The following is a 20029-nucleotide window of genomic DNA, read 5'->3' on the forward strand; positions in this document are numbered from 1 at the left end:
GTCCTGATGCGTCGCATGGTCTGCGCCCTCTCCTCGGACTCACCGTTCCTCGGGAAAACCGTGCTCACGTCGTCCGACGCGCCGCCGCCTCCCGGGGCGGCCGGCTCGCACGGATGTCCGTGCGAGCCAACCTAGCCCCGCGACACGACCCGGATCAACTGATTTGGTTACGCAAGGAACCCGCGACCGCACGGGTGGTGACGGCGATCCGGTTCCACGCGTTGATCGCCGCGATCGCTATCACCAGCGTGGCCAGCATCTCCGGCTCGTAGTGCCTGGCGGCCTCGTCCCACACGTGGTCCGGCACCGTCTCCCCGCGGTCGCTGAGCCGGGTGGCCTCCTCGGCCAGCGCCAGCGCCGCGCGCTCGGCGTCGGTGTAGTACGGCGCCTCCCGCCAGGCGGCCACCGAGAACAGCCGCTCGTCGGTCTCGCCCGCCTTCTTGGCGTCGTGGCTGTGCATGTCCACGCAGAAGCCGCAGCCGTTGATCTGGCTGGCCCGCAGCTTCACCAGCTCCAGCGTGGCGTGCGGCAGCTTGCTGCCGGCCAGGAACTTCTCCAGGCCGAGCATGGCCTGGTAGCCCTCGGGGGCGAACTCCGCGACGTTCATCCGTGCCTTCATCGAACACTCCTCAGTTTCTCTGGGTTCATCACGATGTCGATCTCGGTGATCCGGCCGCCGGCCACGGTCAGCGCGTAGACGCCGTCGAGCGCTCCGTCCCGGAACCGCAGCAGCCCCGGCCGGCCGTTGACCGTGATCGGGGTGAACCGGCCCCCGGCGCCGAACCGCTCGGCCACCCCGGCGATGAAGCGGGCCACCCGGCCGGCGCCGCGGACCGGCCGCCTGGCCGCCCTGACCAGGCCGCCACCGTCGCTGCGGAGCACCACATCGGGGTCGAGCAGGGCCGTCAGCGCGTTGATGTCACAGCCCTTGCTGGCCCGGGAGAACGCCTCGACCACCCTGCGGTGCTCGGCCGCGTCCACCTCGAACCGGGGCGCCCGGGCCGCGACGTGCTTGCGGGCACGGGCGGCGAGCTGGCGGCAGGCGGCAGGGGTGCGCCCGACCGCCTGGGCCACCTCGTCGAACGGCAGCCCGAACACGTCGTGCAGCACGAACGCGGTGCGCTCGGCCGGGCTGAGCGACTCCAGCACCACCAGCATCGCCAGGCTCATCGACTCGTCCAGCGTCACCCGGTCGGCGGGGTCGGCCTCGACGGTCACCACCGGTTCGGGCAGCCACGGCCCGACGTACTCCTCCCGGCGCACGCGCGCCGAGCGCAGCACGTCCAGCGCGAGCCTGGAGACCGTCACCACCAACCAGCCGGTGACGTCCTGGATCTCCGCGCGGTCCGCCCGGCCCAGCCGGAGCCAGGCGTCCTGGACCACGTCCTCGGCCTCGTCGAGGCTGCCGAGCAGGCCGTAGGCCACGCCCACCAGCCGGGGCCGGAGGGCGCCGAACTCGGCCGCGAGATCTTCATCGCTGTTCACACAGGGAGGACGAGTCATCTCCTGAGTGTGTGACATCCGGAGAACTATGCTGCCGACCGGCGAGTCCAACAGGCCAGTGAACAGAGCATGAGACCGGTGAACGGAGTATGAGATGAGCACCGGGCTGATCGACGGGGATCCCCAGCGGCTGGGCGACTACTGGCTGGCCGGGCGGCTGGGCGCCGGCGGCCAGGGTGTGGTCTACGAGGCATACGACGCCGGGGGCAGGCGGGTCGCGGTCAAGGTGCTGCACGGCGACGCGGGCGCCGACCCCGAACTGCGCGACCGGTTCGGCCGCGAGGCCGCCGCCGCCCGGCGGGTCGCCTCGTTCTGCACGGCGGCTGTGATCGACGCCGACCTGGACGGCCCCAGGCCGTACATCGTCTCCGAATACGTCGAGGGCCCCAGCCTGCGCAGGGCGGTCACCGACGGGCGCCGCTTCACCGGGGGCGACCTGCACCGCCTGGCAACCGCGGTCGCCACCGCGCTGACCGCCATCCACGACGCCGGGGTCATCCACCGCGACCTCAAGCCCGACAACGTGCTGCTCGGTCCGGACGGCCCCCGGGTGATCGACTTCGGCATCGCCCGGACGGTGGACATGTCGCTGACCGCCACCGGCATGGTGGCGGGCACCCCGACCTACATGGCCCCGGAGATCTTCATGGGCCAGCGCGCGGGCACCCCGGCCGACGTGTTCGCCTGGGGTGGGATCATGGTGTTCGCCGCGACCGGGGCCGACCCGTTCCGGGCCGAGAGCCTGGGCGGCGTCATGCACCGCGTGCTGTCCGTCCAGCCCCAGCTCGACATGCTGCCCGAACGGCTGCGCCCGTTCATCGCGGCCTCCCTCGCCAAGGATCCGCAGGCCAGGCCGTCGGCCAGGGAGTTGCTGCTGGCCCTGGTCAGCGACGACGGCCGGCTCGACACCCCGAAGCTGCTGGCGGCGGGCAGCAGCGCCGGAGCGCAGATCCGCGCCGCCTCCGCGGACCCGGCGCTCGGCGCCCTCGCCGAGGACGCCTACGCCGCGCTCGGCCCGGCCGAGCGCGAGGTCGCCCCCGAGGTGTTCCTCCGGATGGTCACCGTGACCGACGACGGCGAGCCGGCCGTACGGCGGGCGCAGTGGGGCGAGCTCCTCGACGGGCGGCCCGAGAGCGAGGCGACCGCCGTCCGGCGGGTGCTCCAGGTCTTCGCCTACCTGGTCACTCACGACGAGCAGGAGGTCTGGCTGTCCCGGCCGGCCCTGCCGCAGGCATGGCCCCGGCTGCGCCTGTGGGTCCAGGCCAACCGGGACGGCCTGGCCGTCCACCGGGGGATCCTCACCGCCGCCCGGCACTGGCAGGCCCAGGGCCGCCGCGACGGCGACCTGTTCCAGGGCAGCAGCCTGGAGAACGCCATGAGCTGGGCGGCCACCGGCCGCCGCAACATCACGCTGAGCCCGGTCGAACGCGACTTCCTGGAGGCCGGCGCCGCGCTCACCCGGCGCCGTGCCCGCCGGGGCCGGCTGCTGTCCATCACACTGGCCGCGCTGCTGGTGGTCGCGCTGGCCGCCGGGGCGCTCGCCCTGCAGCAGAGCAGGGTGGCCGAGGCGCGCAACGTCACCATCGCGCTCCAGCGCGACCAGGCGGGGGCCCGTCAGCTCGCCGCGACGGCGGAGTCACTGCGGGTCGCCGAGCCGGTCAGGGCCATGCTGCTCAGCGTGGCGGCCTGGCGGCTGGCCCCGGTGGCCGAGGCCAGGGCGAGCCTCACCGGCTCGCTCGCCCAGCGGGAGACGGCCACCTTCCACGACCCGGCCACCGCCATACAGACGCTCCGGGCGCTGAGCCGCGACGGGCGCACGCTCGTCAGCGCGGGCGGGGGCGAGGTGCGGATCTGGGACGTGCGGACGGGCCGGCGCACCGGCGGGTTCCGGGGGATAGGCGACGACCTGCGCGGGATCGCGCTGAGCCCGAGCGGCAGGCGGCTGGCGGTGATCAGCGGGCTGGAGCTGAAACTCTGGGACGTGGCCAGGGGCAGGCCGACCGGCGCGGCCCTCGCCGTCCAGGGACGCGAGGGCGGCGGCGACACCCAGGTCCACTTCGGCCAGGCCGAGGACCAGGTCCTGGTCACCCAGGGGGAGGGGCTGACGGTCTGGAACCCCGTGACCGGGGACAAGCAGTTCCCGTCCGCCGCGGGCATCGACTTCGACACCTCCGCCGACGGCCGCGGGCTGGCCGTCGGCACCATCGACGGGCAGGCGGTGGCCTTCACCCTGGCGGGCCTGGACAGGATCTCGCTGGGGAGCCGGTGCGACACCTGCGGGATGCGCGTCGCCTACAGCCCGGACGGCAAGACCCTCGCGGTCGGCCGAGGCAAGACCGTCCAACTACGCGACGCCTTCACCGGGGCCGACCTGGAGCGCCCGTTCCCCCCGGGCAACGGCGGGACGCTGCGCTTCAGCCCCGACGGGCGCTTCCTGAGCGCGACGGACGAGACGAGCGTCAAGCTCTGGCGGGTCCAGGACGGCCGGCTCCTGCTCACCCAGCGGATCGAGGCGTTCATGCCCGCCGTGGCCTTCGACCCGGACGGGCGCACGCTGCGCTACCTCACCGAGGGGTCGGTCACCAGCCTCGACATCACCGCGCTGACCAGGCCCGTCCCGCTCAAGGGCGCTGGAACCCACTGGGCCGCGCTGAGCCCGGACGGGCGCCTGCTCGCCTCCCGGGACAGCGGGGCGAGCGAGGTCCGGCTCTGGGACGTCCGGCGGCGCGAGCCCCTCGCCGCCCTGAAGGTGGGGCCCGAGGGCGCCGACGGCTACTTCGAGATGACCTTCAGCGGCGACGGCAGGCGGCTGGCGATCAACACCGGCGGGGAGAGCTCCAGGCTGACGATCTGGGACACCGCGACCTTCCGGCGGATCGCCGCCGTCCAGACCGCGCGCGGGGGCCAGGTGCCCGCCCTGGCGATGAACGCCGACGGCACCGCCGTGGCGGCCTACGTCCTGTACTACGACCCCGAGAAGGCGCCCAGCGGGGAGATCCACCTGTGGGACGTGCCCAGCGGCCGGCACCGCTGGTCCCTGAAACAGGAATACGTCGAGGCGCTGAGATTCACCCCGGACGGCAGGGCCATCGGGGTCGCCGGCGGGCAGCAGCGGCTGCTGGAGGTGGCGACCGGCAGACCCTTCGGCGAGACGTACGGCTCGCCGACCGTCAGCATCCCGGTGACCTCCATGGCCTTCAGCGCCGACGGCGCCCGCTCCGCCACCGCCGACCAGGTCGGGCGGATCTCGGTGTGGGAGACGGGTTCCAGGAGCCGGGTGGGCGCCCTGATCCGCGGCGGGGCCGGCGCCGGGACCGGGCTGGTCTACTCGCCGCGCGGCGACGTGGTCGCGGCCGGGGTCGGCCCGCAGTCGGTGGCGCTGTGGGACATCGCGACCGGGCGACGCCTGGGCCAGCCGATCGTGACGCACACCGGAGACCTCCAGTCGCTGGCGTTCACCGCCGACGGATCACGGCTGGTCACGGTCGACTCCGAAGGCGTCCTGGCCGAGCAGCCGGTCGATCCCGAGGAGGTGGCGCTCGCGGTCTGCGAGCGGGCCGGCCGTACCCTGTCGCGGAAGGAGTGGCGGACCTATCTGGCCGACATTCCATATCGCGACGTATGTCCTGGTTAGCCCAAACTTTCCACTCTTGGATCGCATCCAAGCCCTTATGAGAGTCGCGGCGAGGTTGATCGAGGGGGATCCGCAGCACCTGGGGGACTACCGGCTGGCCGGACGGCTGGGCGAGGGCTGCCGGGGCGTGGTCTACGAGGCGTACGACCCCGGCGGCCGGCGGGTGGCTCTGAAAGTGCTCAAGGGCGACCCGGAGCTGTGGGCGGGGCTCGCCCGCGAGGCCGCCGCGGCGGGCCGGGCGGCGCCGTTCTGCACGGCCGCCGTGCTCGACGCCGGCCATGCCGGTCCGAGGCCGTACGTCGTCAGCGAATACGTGGAGGGCCCCAGCCTGCGCCGGGCCGGCCGGATCTTCGCCGGCGGCGACCTGCTCGGCCTCGCGACCGCGATCGCCACCGCCCTGACCGCCCTGCACGGCGCCGGCGTGGTCCACGGAGACCTCACGCCGGACAACGTGCTGCTCGGCCCCGGCGGCCCCCGGGTCATCGACTTCGGGCTGGCGCGGACCCCGGCGATGTCGCTGACCTCGGGCCGCCTGGGGGCCGGCGCCCCGGCCTACGCGGCGCCCGAGTCCTTCACCGGAGAGGGGACGGGCGCCCCGGCGGACGTGTTCGCCTGGGGGGCGATCGTGCTCTACGCCGCGACCGGCGAGGATCCGTTCGCGGCGCCCACCCTGGACGCGGTGATGCGGCGGATCCTCCAGGCCGGGCCCGACCTGAGTCCCCTGCCCGGCACGCTGCGCGACCTGGCCGCCGCCGCGCTGGCCAGAGACCCCCGTGCCCGGCCCACGGCCCGCGAACTGCTCACCACCCTGGTCGCCGGGGAGAGTCGCGCCGAGCCCCCTGTCCGGGGTGCCGAGCCCCCTGTCGGGTGTGTGGAGGAGGTGACTCCCGGCGCGGCGCGTGGTGACCACGGGTCCCCCGGTGCGGCGCCCGTGGCGGCGGACCCCCTGCTCGTCACCGGCGGTGACGTGGCGGCCAGGCTCCGCACCGCCTGCGACGATCCCGGGCTGGGCACCCTCGCGGAGGACGCCTACGCCGCTCTGGACCCGGCCGAGCGAGAGCTCGTCCGCGAGGTGTTCCTCCGGTTCGTCGTGCTGCCCGCCGGCGGCGGGCTGGTGACCCGAGGAGTGAGAGCTCCCCGGGCGGGGATCGAGACCCGGGTCGTCGAGGCGTTCGGCTGCCTGGTCGTCCGCCGGGGAGGCGAGGTCGCTCTGGCCCATCCGGCGCTGCCGTACGCCTGGCCCCGGCTGCGAGAGTGGATCGAGGCCGACCGTCACCGTCTCATGGCGCGCGGCGGACGCGTCCGCCCGGCGCTGCTCGCCCTGATCATTCTGGTGGTTTCCGCCCTGGCAATCGCGGTGGCGGTCTTCGGAGTGGCCGTCTTCGGGGTGGCGGCCTGAGCGGCCCACCTCAGCGCCGGGCGCGGTAATCACCCGAGCGAATGAGGTGAATCACCCTGATGGCGGACGCCCCCGCGACAGCCGCTCTCCTACAGTCTCGGCCGGAGGAGACGACGCGGGGGGAAGTTTCGATGCTCAAACTGTCCGATGCGAGTGACTTCACGGGTGAGGGCCTGACCCAGGCCCTGGAGAGCTACCTGGCCCGCTGGGGCGAGCGGACCGGCATCGTCGTCGAGACATGGGCGCTGCCCGGTACGGCCGTGCCGCGGAACCTGGCCCGGGCGGTGTACGCGACGGTTCTCGAAGCCCTCGCCAACGTCGAACGGCACAGCGGTGCCCGGCACGTCTCCGTCGCGGTCACACTGAGCGCGACTGGCCTGCGCATGACCGTCAGCGACGACGGCGCGGGGTTCGCCGCGGACCGGTCCGACAGGTCGGGAGGGAGAGGTCTGGCCGCCATGCGGGCCTGTCTCGCCGAGGTGGGCGGCACCTTGACGATCAATTCCGTCCTCGCAGGCGGCACCACGGTAACGGGGGCCGTCCCCGTGTGAAGACCGTCCGCTCCGGCAGTGGCCGCTCCCGGGACGGGCCGCGCACCCACCGGGTTCAGGCGGAACGCCCGCGGCCGTCGGCCCGGGTGCGGTCCGCGAATGACGGGCCCCAACTGTCGACCGTTGTCCATGGCGTGACGCTTTCCCGGATCCGGAAACTAGTTTGCGCAGGTAGGGGCATATACAAGCCGCCTGATCAGGTCGGAGACGATCACTCGTGCCCGGCCCGGATGAACCGACGTTTTCGGGGGGAAACATGGCGCAGTGTGAGGTCTGCGGCAACGACTATGACATGAGTTTCGAGGTGCACGCCCAGGGGGCCGTGCACGTCTTCGACAGCTTCGAGTGCGCGATCCAGCGGATGGCGCCGATCTGTGAGCGCTGCGGGGTCCGCGTTGTCGGGCACGGGGTCCAGGCCGGCCGGCGCTGGTTCTGCTGCGCGCACTGCGCCCGGGAGGAGGGTGCGGACACGATCGTCGACCGGGTCGGCATCCCCACCCAGCAAGGCGCGTAGGGAGGCGGCCGTCGGCCGGACAGGTGTCGCCCGGGTACGACTGCTCCGGACGTCCCGTGACACCTGTGCCGTGGGCCCGGCACGAATGATCGTGCCGGGCCCGCGGACGGTTGGGAGCTCAGATCAGCTCAGCGGCCAGCAGGTGGCGTGAGAGGTGATCTGCGCAGGCGAAACGCCGGAGTTCCTGGCCGTCACGGTCCAGGAGTTGTTGGCGTTGTCGGCCCGGTTGGCGGTGACGATCAACCCGTCCGGGTTCACGTATCCGCCATTGATCAGCGTCGTGTTCACCGGGCAGACGGCAACGGCGGTCCCGACGTCGTCACCGTCGATCGTGACGCTCTCGTCGACGTCCTGAGGAGCCACGATGACCCCCGCAGGCCCCTGCGGACCCTGCTCGCCCTGAGGCCCCTGCTCACCCTGAGGACCTTGTTCGCCTTGCGGGCCGGTGTCGCCCTGGGGTCCCTGCTCGCCTTGCGGGCCGGTGTCGCCCTGGGGTCCCTGCTCGCCTTGCGGGCCGGTGTCGCCTTGGGGACCTTGTTCGCCTTGCGGGCCGGTGTCGCCCTGGGGGCCCTGTTCGCCTTGCGGTCCCTGCTCACCTTGAGGGCCTTGCTGACCTTGAGGGCCGGTGTCGCCCTGAGGACCTTGTTCGCCTTGCGGGCCGGTGTCGCCTTGCGGTCCCTGCTCGCCTTGCGGGCCGGTGTCGCCCTGCGGACCCTGCTCACCCTGCGGGCCTTGCTCGCCCTGCGGACCCTGTTCGCCCTGCGGGCCGGTGTCGCCCTGTTCGCCTTGCGGACCTTGTTCGCCCTGCGGGCCTTGCTCGCCCTGTGGGCCGGTGTCGCCGGTGTCGCCTCTCGGGCCCTGGTCGCCGGTGTCGCCCTGTGGACCCTGCGGGCCCTGGTCGCCGGTGTCCCCCTTGGGTCCCTGCGGGCCGGTGTCGCCTCTCGGGCCTTGGTCGCCGGTGTCGCCCTGAGGGCCTTGCGGGCCCTGGTCGCCGGTGTCCCCCTTGGGTCCCTGCGGGCCGGTCTCACCTTGAGGACCCTGTGGTCCGGTGTCGCCTTGAAGGCCGGTGTCGCCGGTGTCGCCCTTGGGACCCTGGTCGCCGGTCTCACCTCGTGGGCCCTGCGGGCCGGTGTCGCCCTGTGGCCCCTGTGGCCCTTGGGCGCCGGTGTCACCCCTCGTGCCCTGCGGGCCCTGGTCGCCGGTGTCACCCTTGGGCCCCTGCGGGCCGGTCTCACCCTGCGGTCCCTGCGGGCCGGTGTCACCCGTGTCGCCCTTGGGTCCCTGTGGCCCGGTGTCGCCGGTGTCCCCCTTGGGGCCGCGCGGCCCCTCGACGCCCTGCGGCCCCTGCCTGCCCTGCGGCCCCTGCGGGCCGGTGTCGCCCTTGGGTCCCTGAGGGCCGATCTCACCGCGAGCTCCAGGTTCGCCCTGCGGCCCCTGCCTGCCCTGCGGCCCCTGCGGGCCGATGTCGCCCTTGGGTCCCTGCGGGCCTGTCTCACCACGCCTGCCCGGCTCACCCTGAGGGCCGGTAGGGCCTGGGACTCCAGGCCTTCCCTGGTCGCCGGTGTCCCCCTTGGGGCCACGTGGACCTTCGGCGCCCTGCGGCCCCTGTCTGCCCTGCGGCCCCTGCGGGCCGGTGTCGCCCTTGGGACCCTGGTCGCCGGTGTCACCCTTGGGTCCTCGCGGACCGGCGGGCCCCGGGAAGCCCCGGGGCCCGGGCGGACCTTCGGGACCTTCGACATTCCACAGGATCCGCGTCTCGTCGATGAAGCACGTGGTGATCCCGGTGCCGAGGACGCGGGGCCTTCCCTTGGTCGGTCCGAAGGACTTCACGCAGGCGTAAACCGTTGCGGGGTCGATGGCCGGCACGGACGCCGCACTGGCCACGGCACCGGCCTGGGCGGCCGCCATCGCGACCGCGACGGCAAGCAGCCGGCTACCGAAGAGGACTTTTGATTGCTGTGCCACTCTTGTCTCAATTCTGCACGTTTTGATTGAAACGTTGCCTGGTGAATGGCCTGCGAGTCGAACCTGCGCTGCGATTCCAGAATGGTTGGACAATTCCCGATCGCACCATGTGTGCCTAGGGTGTCCGTTTGAGCGAGTTTCTTCCCGCCGGATGACTTCACCAGCAAATCCGTACCCAGAAGTGGGCAGGTGACCAGAACGTGACGGTGAACAGAGATTCAAGATCGAATAACGCGCGATCCCCTTGTGGGTAGCGGTTTGGTGGCGTTAGATCTTCTGGCGCCATGGAAGGACATGGGTGCCTTTAATCTTGCCGTGGAATGTCGTCGGTGCTAGGAAATAAAGCCATCTGTTCTTCTGTGGTGGATCTGTCGGTCCGTAACTCCGTTACGCCGGTGAATGGCCGCTGTTGCGGCGGCCATTCCGGTCAGGGCCTCCCGAAGGCGAATTCCAGCGGCGGCAGCACCGCCTGGGCGTCCGCGCCGCGGAACCACAGGCCGATCATGAACGCCGCCGTCGCCTCGAGCAGCCCGGCACGCTCCAGGCCGCCGCCCTCGACCGCCACGCATCCCAGGTCCTCGACCAGTGAGCGCGTGGTCGCCAGCGCGTCGTCGTCGTCCCCGCACAGCGGTACGGCCAGCGGGGTGCCGTGGAAGACGGGTGGTGTCATCCGCCAGACGTCCTCGTGGCACAGGTTGAAGGCCTTGACGACGCGGGCGCCGACGGCGGTCGCGGCGACGCGCTCGGCCATCGACGGCCCGTCCTCCGTCGCGAGGGTGAACCGCTCCGGCACGACCGGGTTGGTGCAGTCGATCAGCACGCGCCCGCGCAGCGTCCCGCCGGCGGCGCCGGCCGCCTCCAGGACGTCGAGCGCCGCGTGATCGCGGATGGCCAGCAGCACCACCTCGCCGGCCGTCGCGGCCTCGGTCCAGGTGCCCGCGCGCGCGGCCGGGCCGAGGCGTTCGGCAAGGGCGGCGACCTTCACCGGGTCCCGGCCGCTCAGCGTCAACTCGTGTCCCGCGCGGACCCACTGCGTTCCGAGCGCGTCCGCCATGCGGCCCGCGCCGAGGATGCCGATACGCATCCGTCCTCCTGTCATCTGGCTGATGTAGGAACGAATGTAGAAAACTCATCAGGCACCATCCGGTGCGTAACGTCTCAGCGATACTGGAGGACCCCGGCGTGTTCCTCGCAGACTGCCGTGCCCGGCTCGCCTTCGACCTGATCGGCAACACCTGGAGCGCCGTCGTCGTCTGGGCTCTGCGGGTCGGCCCACGGCGGCCCGGTGACCTGCGGGAGCACATCGGGGGGATCAGCGCGAAGGTCCTCACCGAGACCCTCCGCAGGCTGGAGTACAACGGCCTCGTCTCCCGCCGCGCCTACGCCGAGGCGCCTCCACGGGTCGAGTACGAGCTCACCGACCTGGGCCGCACCCTGGTGCCGCTGATCGAGGCTTTCGGGGAATGGGCGTTCGACCACGGAGACGAGGTCCTCGACGCTCAGGACCAGGCTGAGAGTCTCGAACGCTCAGGATCAGGCTGAGAGTCTTGCGGCCCGGGACCAGGCGGAGGTCCTCGACGCCCGGGAGCGCCGGGAGCCTCCCTGCCTCGGCCGCCGTCCGCGGCGGCCGAGGGGCGACGCTCGGTGGGTCAGTGGCCGGCCGGTTCCAGAACGTGACCGCGGGGGGCTGAGCGCCGCTCCAGCACGATCACCATGGCCACCAGCGCGACCAGCGCGGTGAGCTGTGCGAGGGCCGACCAGAGCCCGAGGGCGACCGTCACCAGCGAGATCAGGGCGCCGCCGTTCCGCAGCCGGTTGCCTGTGATGCCCAGGACCCGGCGGAACCAGGCGTTGCCCGCCAGGAACAGCGCGACGCCCACGGCCAGGGTGACGGCGGCGGAGGGCTTCAGCGGATCGACCGGGTGGCCGATCAGCTTCTTGACCCCGGCGGCGACCGCGACGACGCCCAGCAGAATCGGGATGTGGGCGTAGAAGTAGGCGCCGAGGATCAGCCGGGTGCGCCGGACCGGCTCGGCCCCGGCCAGAGCGTGCTCGGCGCGCGGCTCGTCGTCCCCGCCGAAGTAGATCCACCACAGGCAGGCCGTCAGCGCGAGGCCGAGTGTCGCCGCCAGGCCGAGGGTGAAGCCGATGTGCAGCCCCTTGGCGCCGATGCCGATCGCCACGATCGACTCGCCGAGCACCACGATCACCAGCAGGCCGTGGCGCTCGACGATGTGAGCGGCCTTGAGGGCGAAGCCCTTCTGCCCGATGAAGTAGGGGCTGCCCCACAGCAGCAGCACCGCGGCACCCCAGAGCAGATAGTTGTACGGCGCGCCGACGAAGCTCGCCACGCCGATCAGCGCGACCCCGCAGAGGTTGAACGGGATCACCCTGGCGAAGGCCGAGGTGGCCTGGAGGTACAGCCCGGCGTGGACGGTGATCAGCAGCAGGTAGCCGATCGCGAACGCCACGCCGTCACCGTCGAACACCGACGGGATCGACAGCGCGACGATCATGAAACCGGCCATGCCCAGCAGGGTCAGCACCCGGCGGGCGGGCCGTACCGGGGGGACGACGTTGGTCAGCCAGGCGTAGCCCGCGTACATCCACCAGATGACGCCGAACACCAGCAGCACGCGCAGCGCGCCCTCGAGGGGCCGGCCGTCCTGCAGTCCGTCCGCCAGAAGGCTGGTGAGCTGGGTGACGGTGAAGACGAAGACCAGGTCGAAGAAGAGTTCAAGTGTGGAGACGCGGAGCTCACCCTCCGCGGGGGCGGGTTCGACCCGCTCGGTGAACCAGCCGGGCAGACGCATGCGCCCATTGTGGGGAATCAGCCGACCGTTATGTGTGTATACGGAGTTAATTATGCGGACAGCGTGATCATGTTCTCCGGTGGATCCGCCGAGCCCGGCCCGGAGCCGTGGCGAGACTGTCACCGGCGCCGAGGCAGCCCCCCCGCCCTGATGGGGCGGTTCCCCCTCTCCGGACCTGCGTCCGCCTCCCGATCCGCGTCCGCCTCCGGACCTGCATCCTTCCCCGGATCCGCTTCCGTCCCCGGACCCGCGTCCCCCTCAGGCGCCGTCGCCGTCCCGGGCGGGACCGTCCTTCTGCCCGGCCACCAGGGTGTCGGCGCCCTGGCCGGGGTGGGAGGCGGGCTCCGGCTCGCTCGCCGTGCTGCGGCGGCGCGCCCGGGGCGGGACGGCGGGGGACTCCGGGCCGTCCCCGCCGGGCTCGGCGCCGTCCGCCGGGGTGGTCCGGGCCGGCTTCCCGACCCTGCCTGCCCGCGCCGGCCGCTCCGCCCGGACCGCCGTCTCCGCCGGGGCGGACGGGGCGGGCGGGGAGGGCTGGGCGGGCCTGAGGGCCTCCGGCTCGCGCAGTGCGGCGATGACGTCGTCGGCCTCGGCCTCGGCGGCGAAGTCCTCGGCGGCCTCGGCCTCGCGCCGCTTGATCACCACCATGTGGTCGACCGACAGGCGGCCCGCGCCGCCGACCGCCAGGAGGATGGAGGCCGCGCCGAGCGCCACGACCAGGTTGACGTCGCCGCCGGTCAGCGGCAGGCCCTGATCGCCGCTGGCCAGGACGAACACGGCGACGGCCTCGGCGAACAGCAGCAGCCCGCAGGCCGGTACGGCGAGCCCGGCCACGAGCAGGGCTCCGCCGATGAGCTCCATGAGCATCGTGGTGGCGGCCCAGACGCCGGGGGCGGGGGCGCCCAGGGTGGCGAACTGGTCACCGGTGGCGGTCAGCCCCGCTTCCAGCTTGTGCCACCCGTTGGCGAAGAAGATCCCGCCCACCCCCAGCCTGGCGGCCAGGGCGGCGAGATCGTGGAGGGTTCGTCGCACGGTTCCTCATTCTGGTCAGATTCCCCGTTCTTGCCCATAGATGACCGCGCGGCGGCTGTCCAAACCCGTCAGTCGGAGCTGTCCTGGTCAGCGGATCGGCGGGGGACCAGGAGCGCCACCGCCGTGGCGGTCGCGCCCAGCAGGAACACGCTCACCACCAGCGTGGTGTGCAGTCCGGAGACGAACGCGACGCGGGCCGCGGCCAGCAGCGCGCTCCCTCCGGCGCCGCCGATCTCCTGTGCCGCGTGCGCGGCGGCGGCCAGCGACTGGCGGGCCAGGGTCATCAGCTCGGGGGAGACGCCCGCGACCGGGCCCAGCGAGGGCGCGTAGACGATGGTGGTGATCGTGCCCAGGACCGCCACCCCCAGCCCGGCGCCGAGCTCGTAGGCGGTCTCCTCGATCGCGGCGGCGCCGCCCGCCCGCGACTCGGGGGTGGACGACATGATCGTGTCGGAGGCGGCCAGCAGGGTGACCTGGATGCCGAAGCCGATGCCGACGAAGCAGAGCGCCAGCACCACCGGGTGCGGCTCGGTCCCCCAGCCCAGCGGGGGGAGCAGGGACAGGGTGGTCAGCGCGAGGCCGCCGCTCATCGTGGCGCGCAGCCCGACCCGGCGCAGCAACTGCGCGCCGGCGAGGCCGCCCGCGACGGCGGCGATCATCAGCGGGAGCATGCGGACCGCGGCCGCGAGCGGGCTGTCGCCGAGCACGAGCTGCAGATACTGGGCGAGCATCAGCTCCAGCCCGACCAGCGCGAAGACCGTCAGCAGCACGGCGGCCACCCCGACGGAGAACGCCCGCCGCCGGAACAGGCCGAGGTCGAGCAGGGGGAAGGGCAGCCGCCGCTGCCTGCGCACGAACCAGGTCAGCAGCCCGGCCCCGCACAGGAACGCCACCGCCCCGCCCGGATGGCCCGACCCCGCCTCCTTCAGGCCGAAGGCCAGCGAGAGGATGCCGAGCACGGACAGCAGCGCGCTGGGCGCGTCCCACGGCTGTGAGGCGCGCCGGCGTGACTCGGGCAGGATCCTGGCGGCGGCGGGCAGCAGCACCAGCAGGATCGGCACGTTGATCAGGAAGACGGCGCCCCACCAGAAGTGCTCGACGAGCAGGCCGCCGATGAGCGGTCCGACCGCGGCTCCGGCCGCCGCCACGGCGCTCCACACGCCCAGGGCGATCGCGCGTTCGCGCCGGTCGGTGAAGACCTGCCGGATGATGGAGAGCGTGGCAGGCATGATCATCGCGCCACCGACGCCGAGGAAGGCCCGCGCGGTGATGAGCGTGAGCGGGGTCGGCGCGAACGCGGCCGCCGCGGAGGCGGCGCCGAAGACGAGGTAACCGGCCAGCACCAGGCGTTTGCGCCCGTAGCGGTCGCCGAGCGTGCCGAAGGTCAGCAGTAGCGGCGCGACCACCAGCGAGTAGACGTCGATGATCCACAGCAGTTCCACCGAGCTCGGTTCGAGCGCGGCGGTCAGCGCCGGGACCGCGATGTGCAGGACGGTGGCGTCCACCGCGATCAGCAGGAGACTGAAGCAGAGAAGTATCAGGACCGGCCAGCGGCCGGCCCCGCGCGCCCGCGGATCGTTTCCGTCGAGTGTGGCGCCGGCCACGAACCCCATGGTGGTGGTCATAGGCCGCTCAGGAGTTGCCAGCCTGGACGAACATGCGTCGCAGCTTAGGCGAAGTCGGGCACTGAATGAGACGGCATCGGACGATCGGGTTCACGCTGATATGCACATCCCGTGACAGCGCGCGCGACCTCTCTAGAGAGATACAGGCATATATCCGCCATCTAGGCAAACGGTGATCGCGCACGGACCATGGCGGTCGTGGGGAGTCAGCGCAAGGCGCATGAGCCGTCGTGGTGAGCGGTCCCGTCGGACAGGACTCCGCCGAGGTCCCGTCCCCGCTGGACCCCGGTGATCCGCGCGAATGGTGCGCCGCGGCCGTCGCCTGGCTGGGCCGTGACCAGCCGGAGGCCGCGCTGGAGGCCGCCCGTCAGGCGGTGGACCGCGACCCCCGGGCCGGAGCGGAGGCCGGCTGGGGATACCGCCTGGCCAGCCTCGCCTTCGAACGGCTCGGCCGCGACGCGGAGGCCGTGGCCGCCGCCGAGGAGGCCGTACGGCTGGCGCCCGGATCCTGGGCCGCGCGGCTGCGCCTGGGCACGGCCCTCCGCCGGGTGCCGGGACGCTGGCGGGAGTCGTGGGTCCAGGCGGTCAGGGCCGTCCGCTACGCGCCCGAGGAGCCCGACCCGCACGTCCTCGTCGGCGATCTCGCGCTGCTGCGCGGCGAGCACCGCCGCGCCGAGAGCGCCTACCGCGACGCGCTGCGCCGCCTGGACGACCACCCCGGCGCCCGGGTCAACCTCGGCCTGGCCCTCCTGCGCTGGGAGCGGCCCCGGGGCCACCACGATCCCGCCTGGCCGGTCGACCCCCGCGAGACCGGCCGGGCCAGGCGGGCCATGGAGGTGTGGTCCCGGCAGGTCCGGGTCCTGCTGGCCGCCTCGCTCGCCGTGGTCGCCGCCGTGGCCTTCGGCCCCGGCATGGTCGCCGAGGCCAGGCTCGGCGGCGCGGCGGTGCTGGCCGCCGTGCTGGCGGTCACCCTCAGGCAGGCCCACCGGGTCAGGCTCTGGCCGTACGTCCCCGGCATGCTCGCCCGCGACCCGTGGCTCGGCATGTCCGTCTCGATCGCCCTGATCGCCGTCGCCGCCTACGTCGCGGCGATCGCCACCCTCCCCCGGGCGGTCCCCCCGTTCGTCTTCGGCCCGGCGTCGCCGGGCGGTGTGTGGGCGGTCCTGGCCGGGCTGGTCCTCCTCAACGGCGCGGCCGTGATCGTCCTGCGCGTGCTGATCGAGGCGTGGCGGGGGCGGCCGGTCAGGGCGCTGGCCGAGTTCACCGTGGCCCACCGGGACCGCACGGCCCGGCGGAACATCGACGTGACCCTCTGGCTGGTGGCGGGCCGCGCGTGGTCGGCGCTCGCCCTGACCGCGGGGGCGGCCCTGCTCCTGGACGGGCCGGGGTGGGCCTCCGCCGCGCCGGCCGTCCCGCTCGCGCTCGGCTGGGCGCACGCCAGGGGCGGGCTGGCCTCCTGCCTCCGCCAGGTGCTCGCCACGGACCGCTGGCTCAAGGTGGCGCTGGTCCTGCTGGTCGCCGCCTCCCTGGCGCTCGGCGCGGTGGCGGCGGTGTCGGCGCTGGGGCTCGCCGAGGTGCTGGGCGAGTGGTCCTGGTGGGCCGGGCTCGGGGCGCTGGCCGCGCTGGTGGCCGTCTTCGCCGCCAGGTCGGCCCGGGCGTGGTGGCGGGGCGTGCCGGGGCCGTGGCGGGCCTCCCTGATGATGTGCGAAAACTGCGGCTCCCGGCTGCCGGGCGACGTCAGGCCCCCGGTGCGGCTCAGCGGGCAGGTGCGCCGCGCCTTCACCCACGCCCGCGGCGTGGTGCTCGCCTACGCCGACCCCACCGGGCCGCGCGCCCTGGCCGTCGGCTCGGTCAGCTCGGTCGGCCCGGGCGGCGAGCTCCGCCTGATCGCCGCCGACGACGCGTGGCAGGCGGCCGAGCGCGACCCGCGGGTGGCGGTGTTCGTCGCCGACCCGCTGGAACGCCGGTTCTGGGCCGAGGTGCGCGGCGTCGCGGTCGGCGACGCCGAGGCCGCCGTGCTCCGGGTCACCCCCGAGCACGTCGTGGTGGGCGAGTATCCGGGCCGCCATCAGGGCCGCCTGCGCCCCGGCTGACAGGCCCGGCGGGCCCCGTCGCCCGCGCCCGCGCCGCCCCTTCCCGGCCGGTGACATTCCCCTGCCCGGCCTCCGGCGGCGGCGGGGTGTCTCCCGGGTCGGGACACGCCCCCGGGGCCCGGTGCCCGGACCGTAGGATTCATCCGGTCTCATCCGTTTATCTGATCGTGCCGTACGGCGGCGTGGCGCGTTGCGCAGGCACGCGCAAACGTCTTCCCGGTGCGGTATAACCGGGGGCGGACCGGGGAGGCGTGATGCGGGAACCCGACAGGGCCCGGCCGGCGGGGCGCGCGGCGGCACGGGATGCGTTCGAACAAGTCAGGCTGCGTTATTTCCGGCTTTCACCGTTCCTGCGCAGAGTGATCTACGCCGCGCTGCTGATCGGGGCCGTCGTGCTGGCGCTGGGCATGGGCTGGTCGCCGCTCGACGCCTTCCTCGTCGCGCTCGCCCTGCTCGCCTTCGCCGTGCTGACCCTGCGCTTCCCCCGCGGTGCCGCCACCTTGGTGGTGGTGGCCGCCTGGGCGCTGTTCCTGCCGGTCCTCCAGAGCCTGTACGGCGGCGTGCGGCCGCCCTCCACGGCGCTGCTGCTGCTGGCCGTCCTGGTGGCCGGGGCCGCGCACCTCATCCGCTGGGTCCCCCCGTGGCTGACCACGCTCATGGCGCTGGCCCCCGCCGCGGTGGCCGCCCTCGCGCTGGCCCCGGTGTCGCCGGCCGTCGCCCTGTGGGCCGCGTACGGCGTGGCGGCCGCGGTGCTGGTCCACCGCTTCGTCCAGGCCCGTCAGGTCAGGGCCGCGCTGGCGGGGGCCGAGCAGCCGGCCCGGCTCCGGGCCCGCGAGGGCGGGCAGCAGGCCGCCGCCTCCGGTGAGCGGGCCGCGCCGCCGCCGATCTCGGTGGAGGAGGCCCTCGGCGAGCTCGACAGCATGATCGGCCTGGCGCCGGTGAAGGAGCAGGTGCGTTCCATCGCCGCCTCGATCGAGGCCTCCCGGCTGCGCAGGGAGGCGGGATACACCACCGATCCGCCGATGCGGCACTTCGTCTTCGTCGGCCCGCCGGGCACCGGGAAGACCAGCGTGGCCAGGACCGTGGCGAAGATCTTCTACGCGTTCGGCCTGCTGGAGACGCCCTACGTGGTGGAGGCCCAGCGGGCCGACCTCGTGGGCGAATACCTCGGGGCCACCGCGATCAAGACCAACGAGCTGGTGGACCGCGCGCTCGGCGGGGTGCTGTTCATCGACGAGGCCTACAGCCTGATCAACTCCGGCGACGGCCAGCCCGACCGTTTCGGCTCCGAGGCCGTGCAGACGCTGCTGAAGCGGGCCGAGGACGACCGCGACCGCCTGATCGTCATCCTGGCCGGATACGAGAAGGAGATGTCGGCCTTCCTGTCGTCCAACCCCGGCCTGTCGAGCCGGTTCTCCGGGCGGGTCCGCTTCCCCAGCTACCTGCCGCAGGAGCTGCTGCAGATCACCGAGCTGCTGCAGCGGCGGCGCGGCGACCGGATGGCCGAGGACGCCGCGCCCGCGCTGCTGGCCCGCTTCGAAGACGTGCACCGGCGCGCGATCGTCGACGAGCTGGGCAACGCCCGGTTCGTGCGCAGCCTCGTGGAGGCCGCCGCCCAGGCCCGGGACGTACGGGTGGTGGGCGCGGGCGGCTCACCCACCACCGAGGACCTGGTGACCACCTCCGCCCAGGACGTCGCCAAGGCCTTCGACGAGCTCACCGTCCGCTTCCGGGGCTACCAGGCCACGCCCAGCCTGGAGGAGGCGCTCGCCGACCTGGACCGGATGGCCGGTCTGGAGCCGGTCAAGCGGCAGGTGCACGCGATCACCGCACAGCTCAAGGTGGCCAGGATGCGCCAGGAGCGGGGCCTGCCGACCCCGCCGCAGATGCGGCACTTCGTCTTCGCCGGGCCGCCGGGCACCGGCAAGACCACGGTGGCCCGCATCCTGGGCCGCATCTTCGCCGCGCTGGGGCTGCTCACCCAGCCCGACGTGGTGGAGGCCCAGCGGGCCGACCTGGTCGGCCAGCACCTCGGGGCCACCGCGATCAAGACCAACGAGCTGGTGGACCGCGCGCTCGGCGGGGTGCTGTTCATCGACGAGGCCTACAGCCTGGTCAACCCCGGCTACGCCGGGGGCGACGCCTTCGGCTCCGAGGCCGTGCAGACGCTGCTGAAGCGGGCCGAGGACGACCGCGACCGCCTGGTGGTCATCCTGGCCGGATACGGACGCGAGATGGACGGGTTCCTGGCGGCCAACCCCGGCCTGGCCAGCAGGTTCGACCAGCGCGTGCTGTTCCCCTCCTATCAGCCGGGCGAGCTCGCCGAGATCGCCGAGCTGCTCGCCGGACGGTCGGGCGACCGGTTCGACGAGGCCGCCCGCCGGGACCTGGCCGAGGTGTTCGCCTGGGTCTGCGGCGAGGGCCTGATCGACGGCCTCGGCAACGGCCGGTTCGCGCGCTCGCTGTTCGAGCGCGCCGCGATGCGCCGTGACGTGCGCCTGGCCGCCCAGCTCGGCGGCACCGCCAGCGCCGCCGACCTGACCACGATCACCAGCGCCGACCTGCGCGCCGCCGTGGACGAACTCGCCGGACGCTGACCCACGCGCCGGAGGCTGACCCGCGCCGCCGGGCACTGACCCGTGCGCCGCCGGATGCCGACCCGTGCGCCGTCGGGCGCTGACCCGCGCCGCCGGATGCTGACCCGTGCGCCGCCGGGCCGGATCCGGTGGCCGATGACCCGCGCGCCGCGGGCGCGGGGCCGCCGGGCGAGGACCCGGCGCCCGTGGAGCGGGGCGGACACCGCACTTGACCGAGATCGCACCCCTGATTGAGCACTCCCTGTAGTTGAGTGGACGCAACATGTAGCAGGATGGCCACCGACAGCAGGGAGCGCGGAGGGGGGA

Annotated in this window: 15 protein-coding genes; 8 read left to right on the forward strand and 7 right to left on the reverse strand. The window is 73.4% G+C overall.

Going from position 1 to position 20029, the window contains the following annotated elements; translation table 11 throughout:
* Positions 1-154 precede the first annotated feature (154 nt).
* Both J2S55_RS27725 and sigJ read right to left on the reverse strand, forming a co-directional pair.
* A complete protein-coding gene (locus tag J2S55_RS27725; protein ID WP_306866792.1) occupies positions 155-619 on the reverse strand; it encodes a carboxymuconolactone decarboxylase family protein in 465 nt (154 codons plus the stop codon).
* On the reverse strand, positions 616-1485 hold the full coding sequence (gene sigJ / locus J2S55_RS27730; protein ID WP_306866795.1) for an RNA polymerase sigma factor SigJ: 870 nt from the start codon (positions 1483-1485) through the stop codon (positions 616-618). The genes J2S55_RS27725 and sigJ overlap by 4 nt, the downstream gene beginning before the upstream one ends.
* 112 nt (positions 1486-1597) lie before the next feature.
* Between sigJ and J2S55_RS27735 the strand changes: the two genes are divergently transcribed.
* The 4 genes from J2S55_RS27735 (at position 1598) to J2S55_RS27750 (ending at position 7601) form a co-directional block, all read left to right on the forward strand.
* Positions 1598-5137, forward strand: coding sequence for a WD40 repeat domain-containing serine/threonine-protein kinase (locus J2S55_RS27735; RefSeq protein ID WP_306866798.1), 3540 nt, complete (start codon positions 1598-1600; stop codon positions 5135-5137).
* 37 nt (positions 5138-5174) lie between these two features.
* Entirely contained in the window at positions 5175-6536 is a 1362-nt protein-coding gene (locus J2S55_RS27740; RefSeq protein ID WP_306866802.1) for a serine/threonine-protein kinase, read from the forward strand.
* 131 nt (positions 6537-6667) lie between these two features.
* Entirely contained in the window at positions 6668-7087 is a 420-nt protein-coding gene (locus tag J2S55_RS27745) for a sensor histidine kinase (protein ID WP_306866805.1), read from the forward strand.
* A gap of 256 nt (positions 7088-7343) precedes the next feature.
* Positions 7344-7601, forward strand: coding sequence for a metallothionein (locus J2S55_RS27750; protein WP_306866808.1), 258 nt, complete (start codon positions 7344-7346; stop codon positions 7599-7601).
* Between the two features lie 123 nt (positions 7602-7724).
* Here the strand turns inward: J2S55_RS27750 and J2S55_RS27755 are convergent, their stop codons facing one another.
* Complete coding sequence (locus J2S55_RS27755) at positions 7725-7964, reverse strand: hypothetical protein (RefSeq protein WP_306866811.1); 240 nt, start codon at positions 7962-7964, stop codon at positions 7725-7727.
* 63 nt (positions 7965-8027) lie between these two features.
* Here J2S55_RS27755 and J2S55_RS27760 point away from each other — a divergent pair, with 63 nt between their 5' ends.
* Entirely contained in the window at positions 8028-9554 is a 1527-nt protein-coding gene (locus J2S55_RS27760; protein ID WP_306866812.1) for a hypothetical protein, read from the forward strand.
* A 439-nt stretch (positions 9555-9993) separates the two neighbouring features.
* Here J2S55_RS27760 and J2S55_RS27765 read toward each other — a convergent pair whose 3' ends face one another.
* Complete coding sequence (locus J2S55_RS27765; RefSeq protein ID WP_370879705.1) at positions 9994-10665, reverse strand: NADPH-dependent F420 reductase; 672 nt, start codon at positions 10663-10665, stop codon at positions 9994-9996.
* 83 nt (positions 10666-10748) lie between these two features.
* Between J2S55_RS27765 and J2S55_RS27770 the strand changes: the two genes are divergently transcribed.
* Entirely contained in the window at positions 10749-11108 is a 360-nt protein-coding gene (locus J2S55_RS27770; protein WP_306866818.1) for a winged helix-turn-helix transcriptional regulator, read from the forward strand.
* Between the two features lie 107 nt (positions 11109-11215).
* Here J2S55_RS27770 and J2S55_RS27775 read toward each other — a convergent pair whose 3' ends face one another.
* The 3 genes from J2S55_RS27775 to J2S55_RS27785 all read right to left on the reverse strand — a co-directional run bounded on the left by J2S55_RS27775 (position 11216) and on the right by J2S55_RS27785 (position 15033).
* On the reverse strand, positions 11216-12379 hold the full coding sequence (locus tag J2S55_RS27775) for a low temperature requirement protein A (protein WP_306866823.1): 1164 nt from the start codon (positions 12377-12379) through the stop codon (positions 11216-11218).
* Positions 12380-12637: 258 nt separating this feature from the next.
* Positions 12638-13408 (reverse strand): DoxX family protein, encoded by a 771-nt coding sequence (locus J2S55_RS27780; protein ID WP_306866826.1) that lies wholly within the window; start codon positions 13406-13408, stop codon positions 12638-12640.
* 68 nt (positions 13409-13476) lie between these two features.
* Complete coding sequence (locus J2S55_RS27785; RefSeq protein ID WP_306866829.1) at positions 13477-15033, reverse strand: MFS transporter; 1557 nt, start codon at positions 15031-15033, stop codon at positions 13477-13479.
* A gap of 233 nt (positions 15034-15266) precedes the next feature.
* Between J2S55_RS27785 and J2S55_RS27790 the strand changes: the two genes are divergently transcribed.
* Together J2S55_RS27790 and J2S55_RS27795 are read left to right on the forward strand one after the other, a co-directional pair.
* Complete coding sequence (locus J2S55_RS27790) at positions 15267-17126, forward strand: tetratricopeptide repeat protein (protein WP_306866832.1); 1860 nt, start codon at positions 15267-15269, stop codon at positions 17124-17126.
* A 254-nt stretch (positions 17127-17380) separates the two neighbouring features.
* Positions 17381-19723, forward strand: coding sequence for an AAA family ATPase (locus J2S55_RS27795; protein WP_306866836.1), 2343 nt, complete (start codon positions 17381-17383; stop codon positions 19721-19723).
* Positions 19724-20029 lie beyond the last annotated feature (306 nt).

It is taken from the genome of Streptosporangium brasiliense (genome assembly GCF_030811595.1).
Lineage (GTDB): Bacteria > Actinomycetota > Actinomycetes > Streptosporangiales > Streptosporangiaceae > Streptosporangium > Streptosporangium brasiliense.

Excerpts from the sequence above, each read along its gene's own strand:
- J2S55_RS27775 (WP_306866823.1), bottom strand. The coding sequence starts at position 12,379 with ATGCGTCTGCCCGGCTGGTTCACCGAGCGGGTCGAACCCGCCCCCGCG.
- J2S55_RS27795 (WP_306866836.1), top strand. The coding sequence starts at position 17,381 with ATGCGGGAACCCGACAGGGCCCGGCCGGCGGGGCGCGCGGCGGCACGG.
- J2S55_RS27765 (WP_370879705.1), bottom strand. The coding sequence starts at position 10,665 with ATGACAGGAGGACGGATGCGTATCGGCATCCTCGGCGCGGGCCGCATG.
- J2S55_RS27745 (WP_306866805.1), top strand. The coding sequence starts at position 6,668 with ATGCTCAAACTGTCCGATGCGAGTGACTTCACGGGTGAGGGCCTGACC.
- J2S55_RS27725 (WP_306866792.1), bottom strand. The coding sequence starts at position 619 with ATGAAGGCACGGATGAACGTCGCGGAGTTCGCCCCCGAGGGCTACCAG.
- J2S55_RS27735 (WP_306866798.1), top strand. The coding sequence starts at position 1,598 with ATGAGCACCGGGCTGATCGACGGGGATCCCCAGCGGCTGGGCGACTAC.
- J2S55_RS27785 (WP_306866829.1), bottom strand. The coding sequence starts at position 15,033 with ATGACCACCACCATGGGGTTCGTGGCCGGCGCCACACTCGACGGAAAC.
- J2S55_RS27740 (WP_306866802.1), top strand. The coding sequence starts at position 5,175 with ATGAGAGTCGCGGCGAGGTTGATCGAGGGGGATCCGCAGCACCTGGGG.
- J2S55_RS27750 (WP_306866808.1), top strand. The coding sequence starts at position 7,344 with ATGGCGCAGTGTGAGGTCTGCGGCAACGACTATGACATGAGTTTCGAG.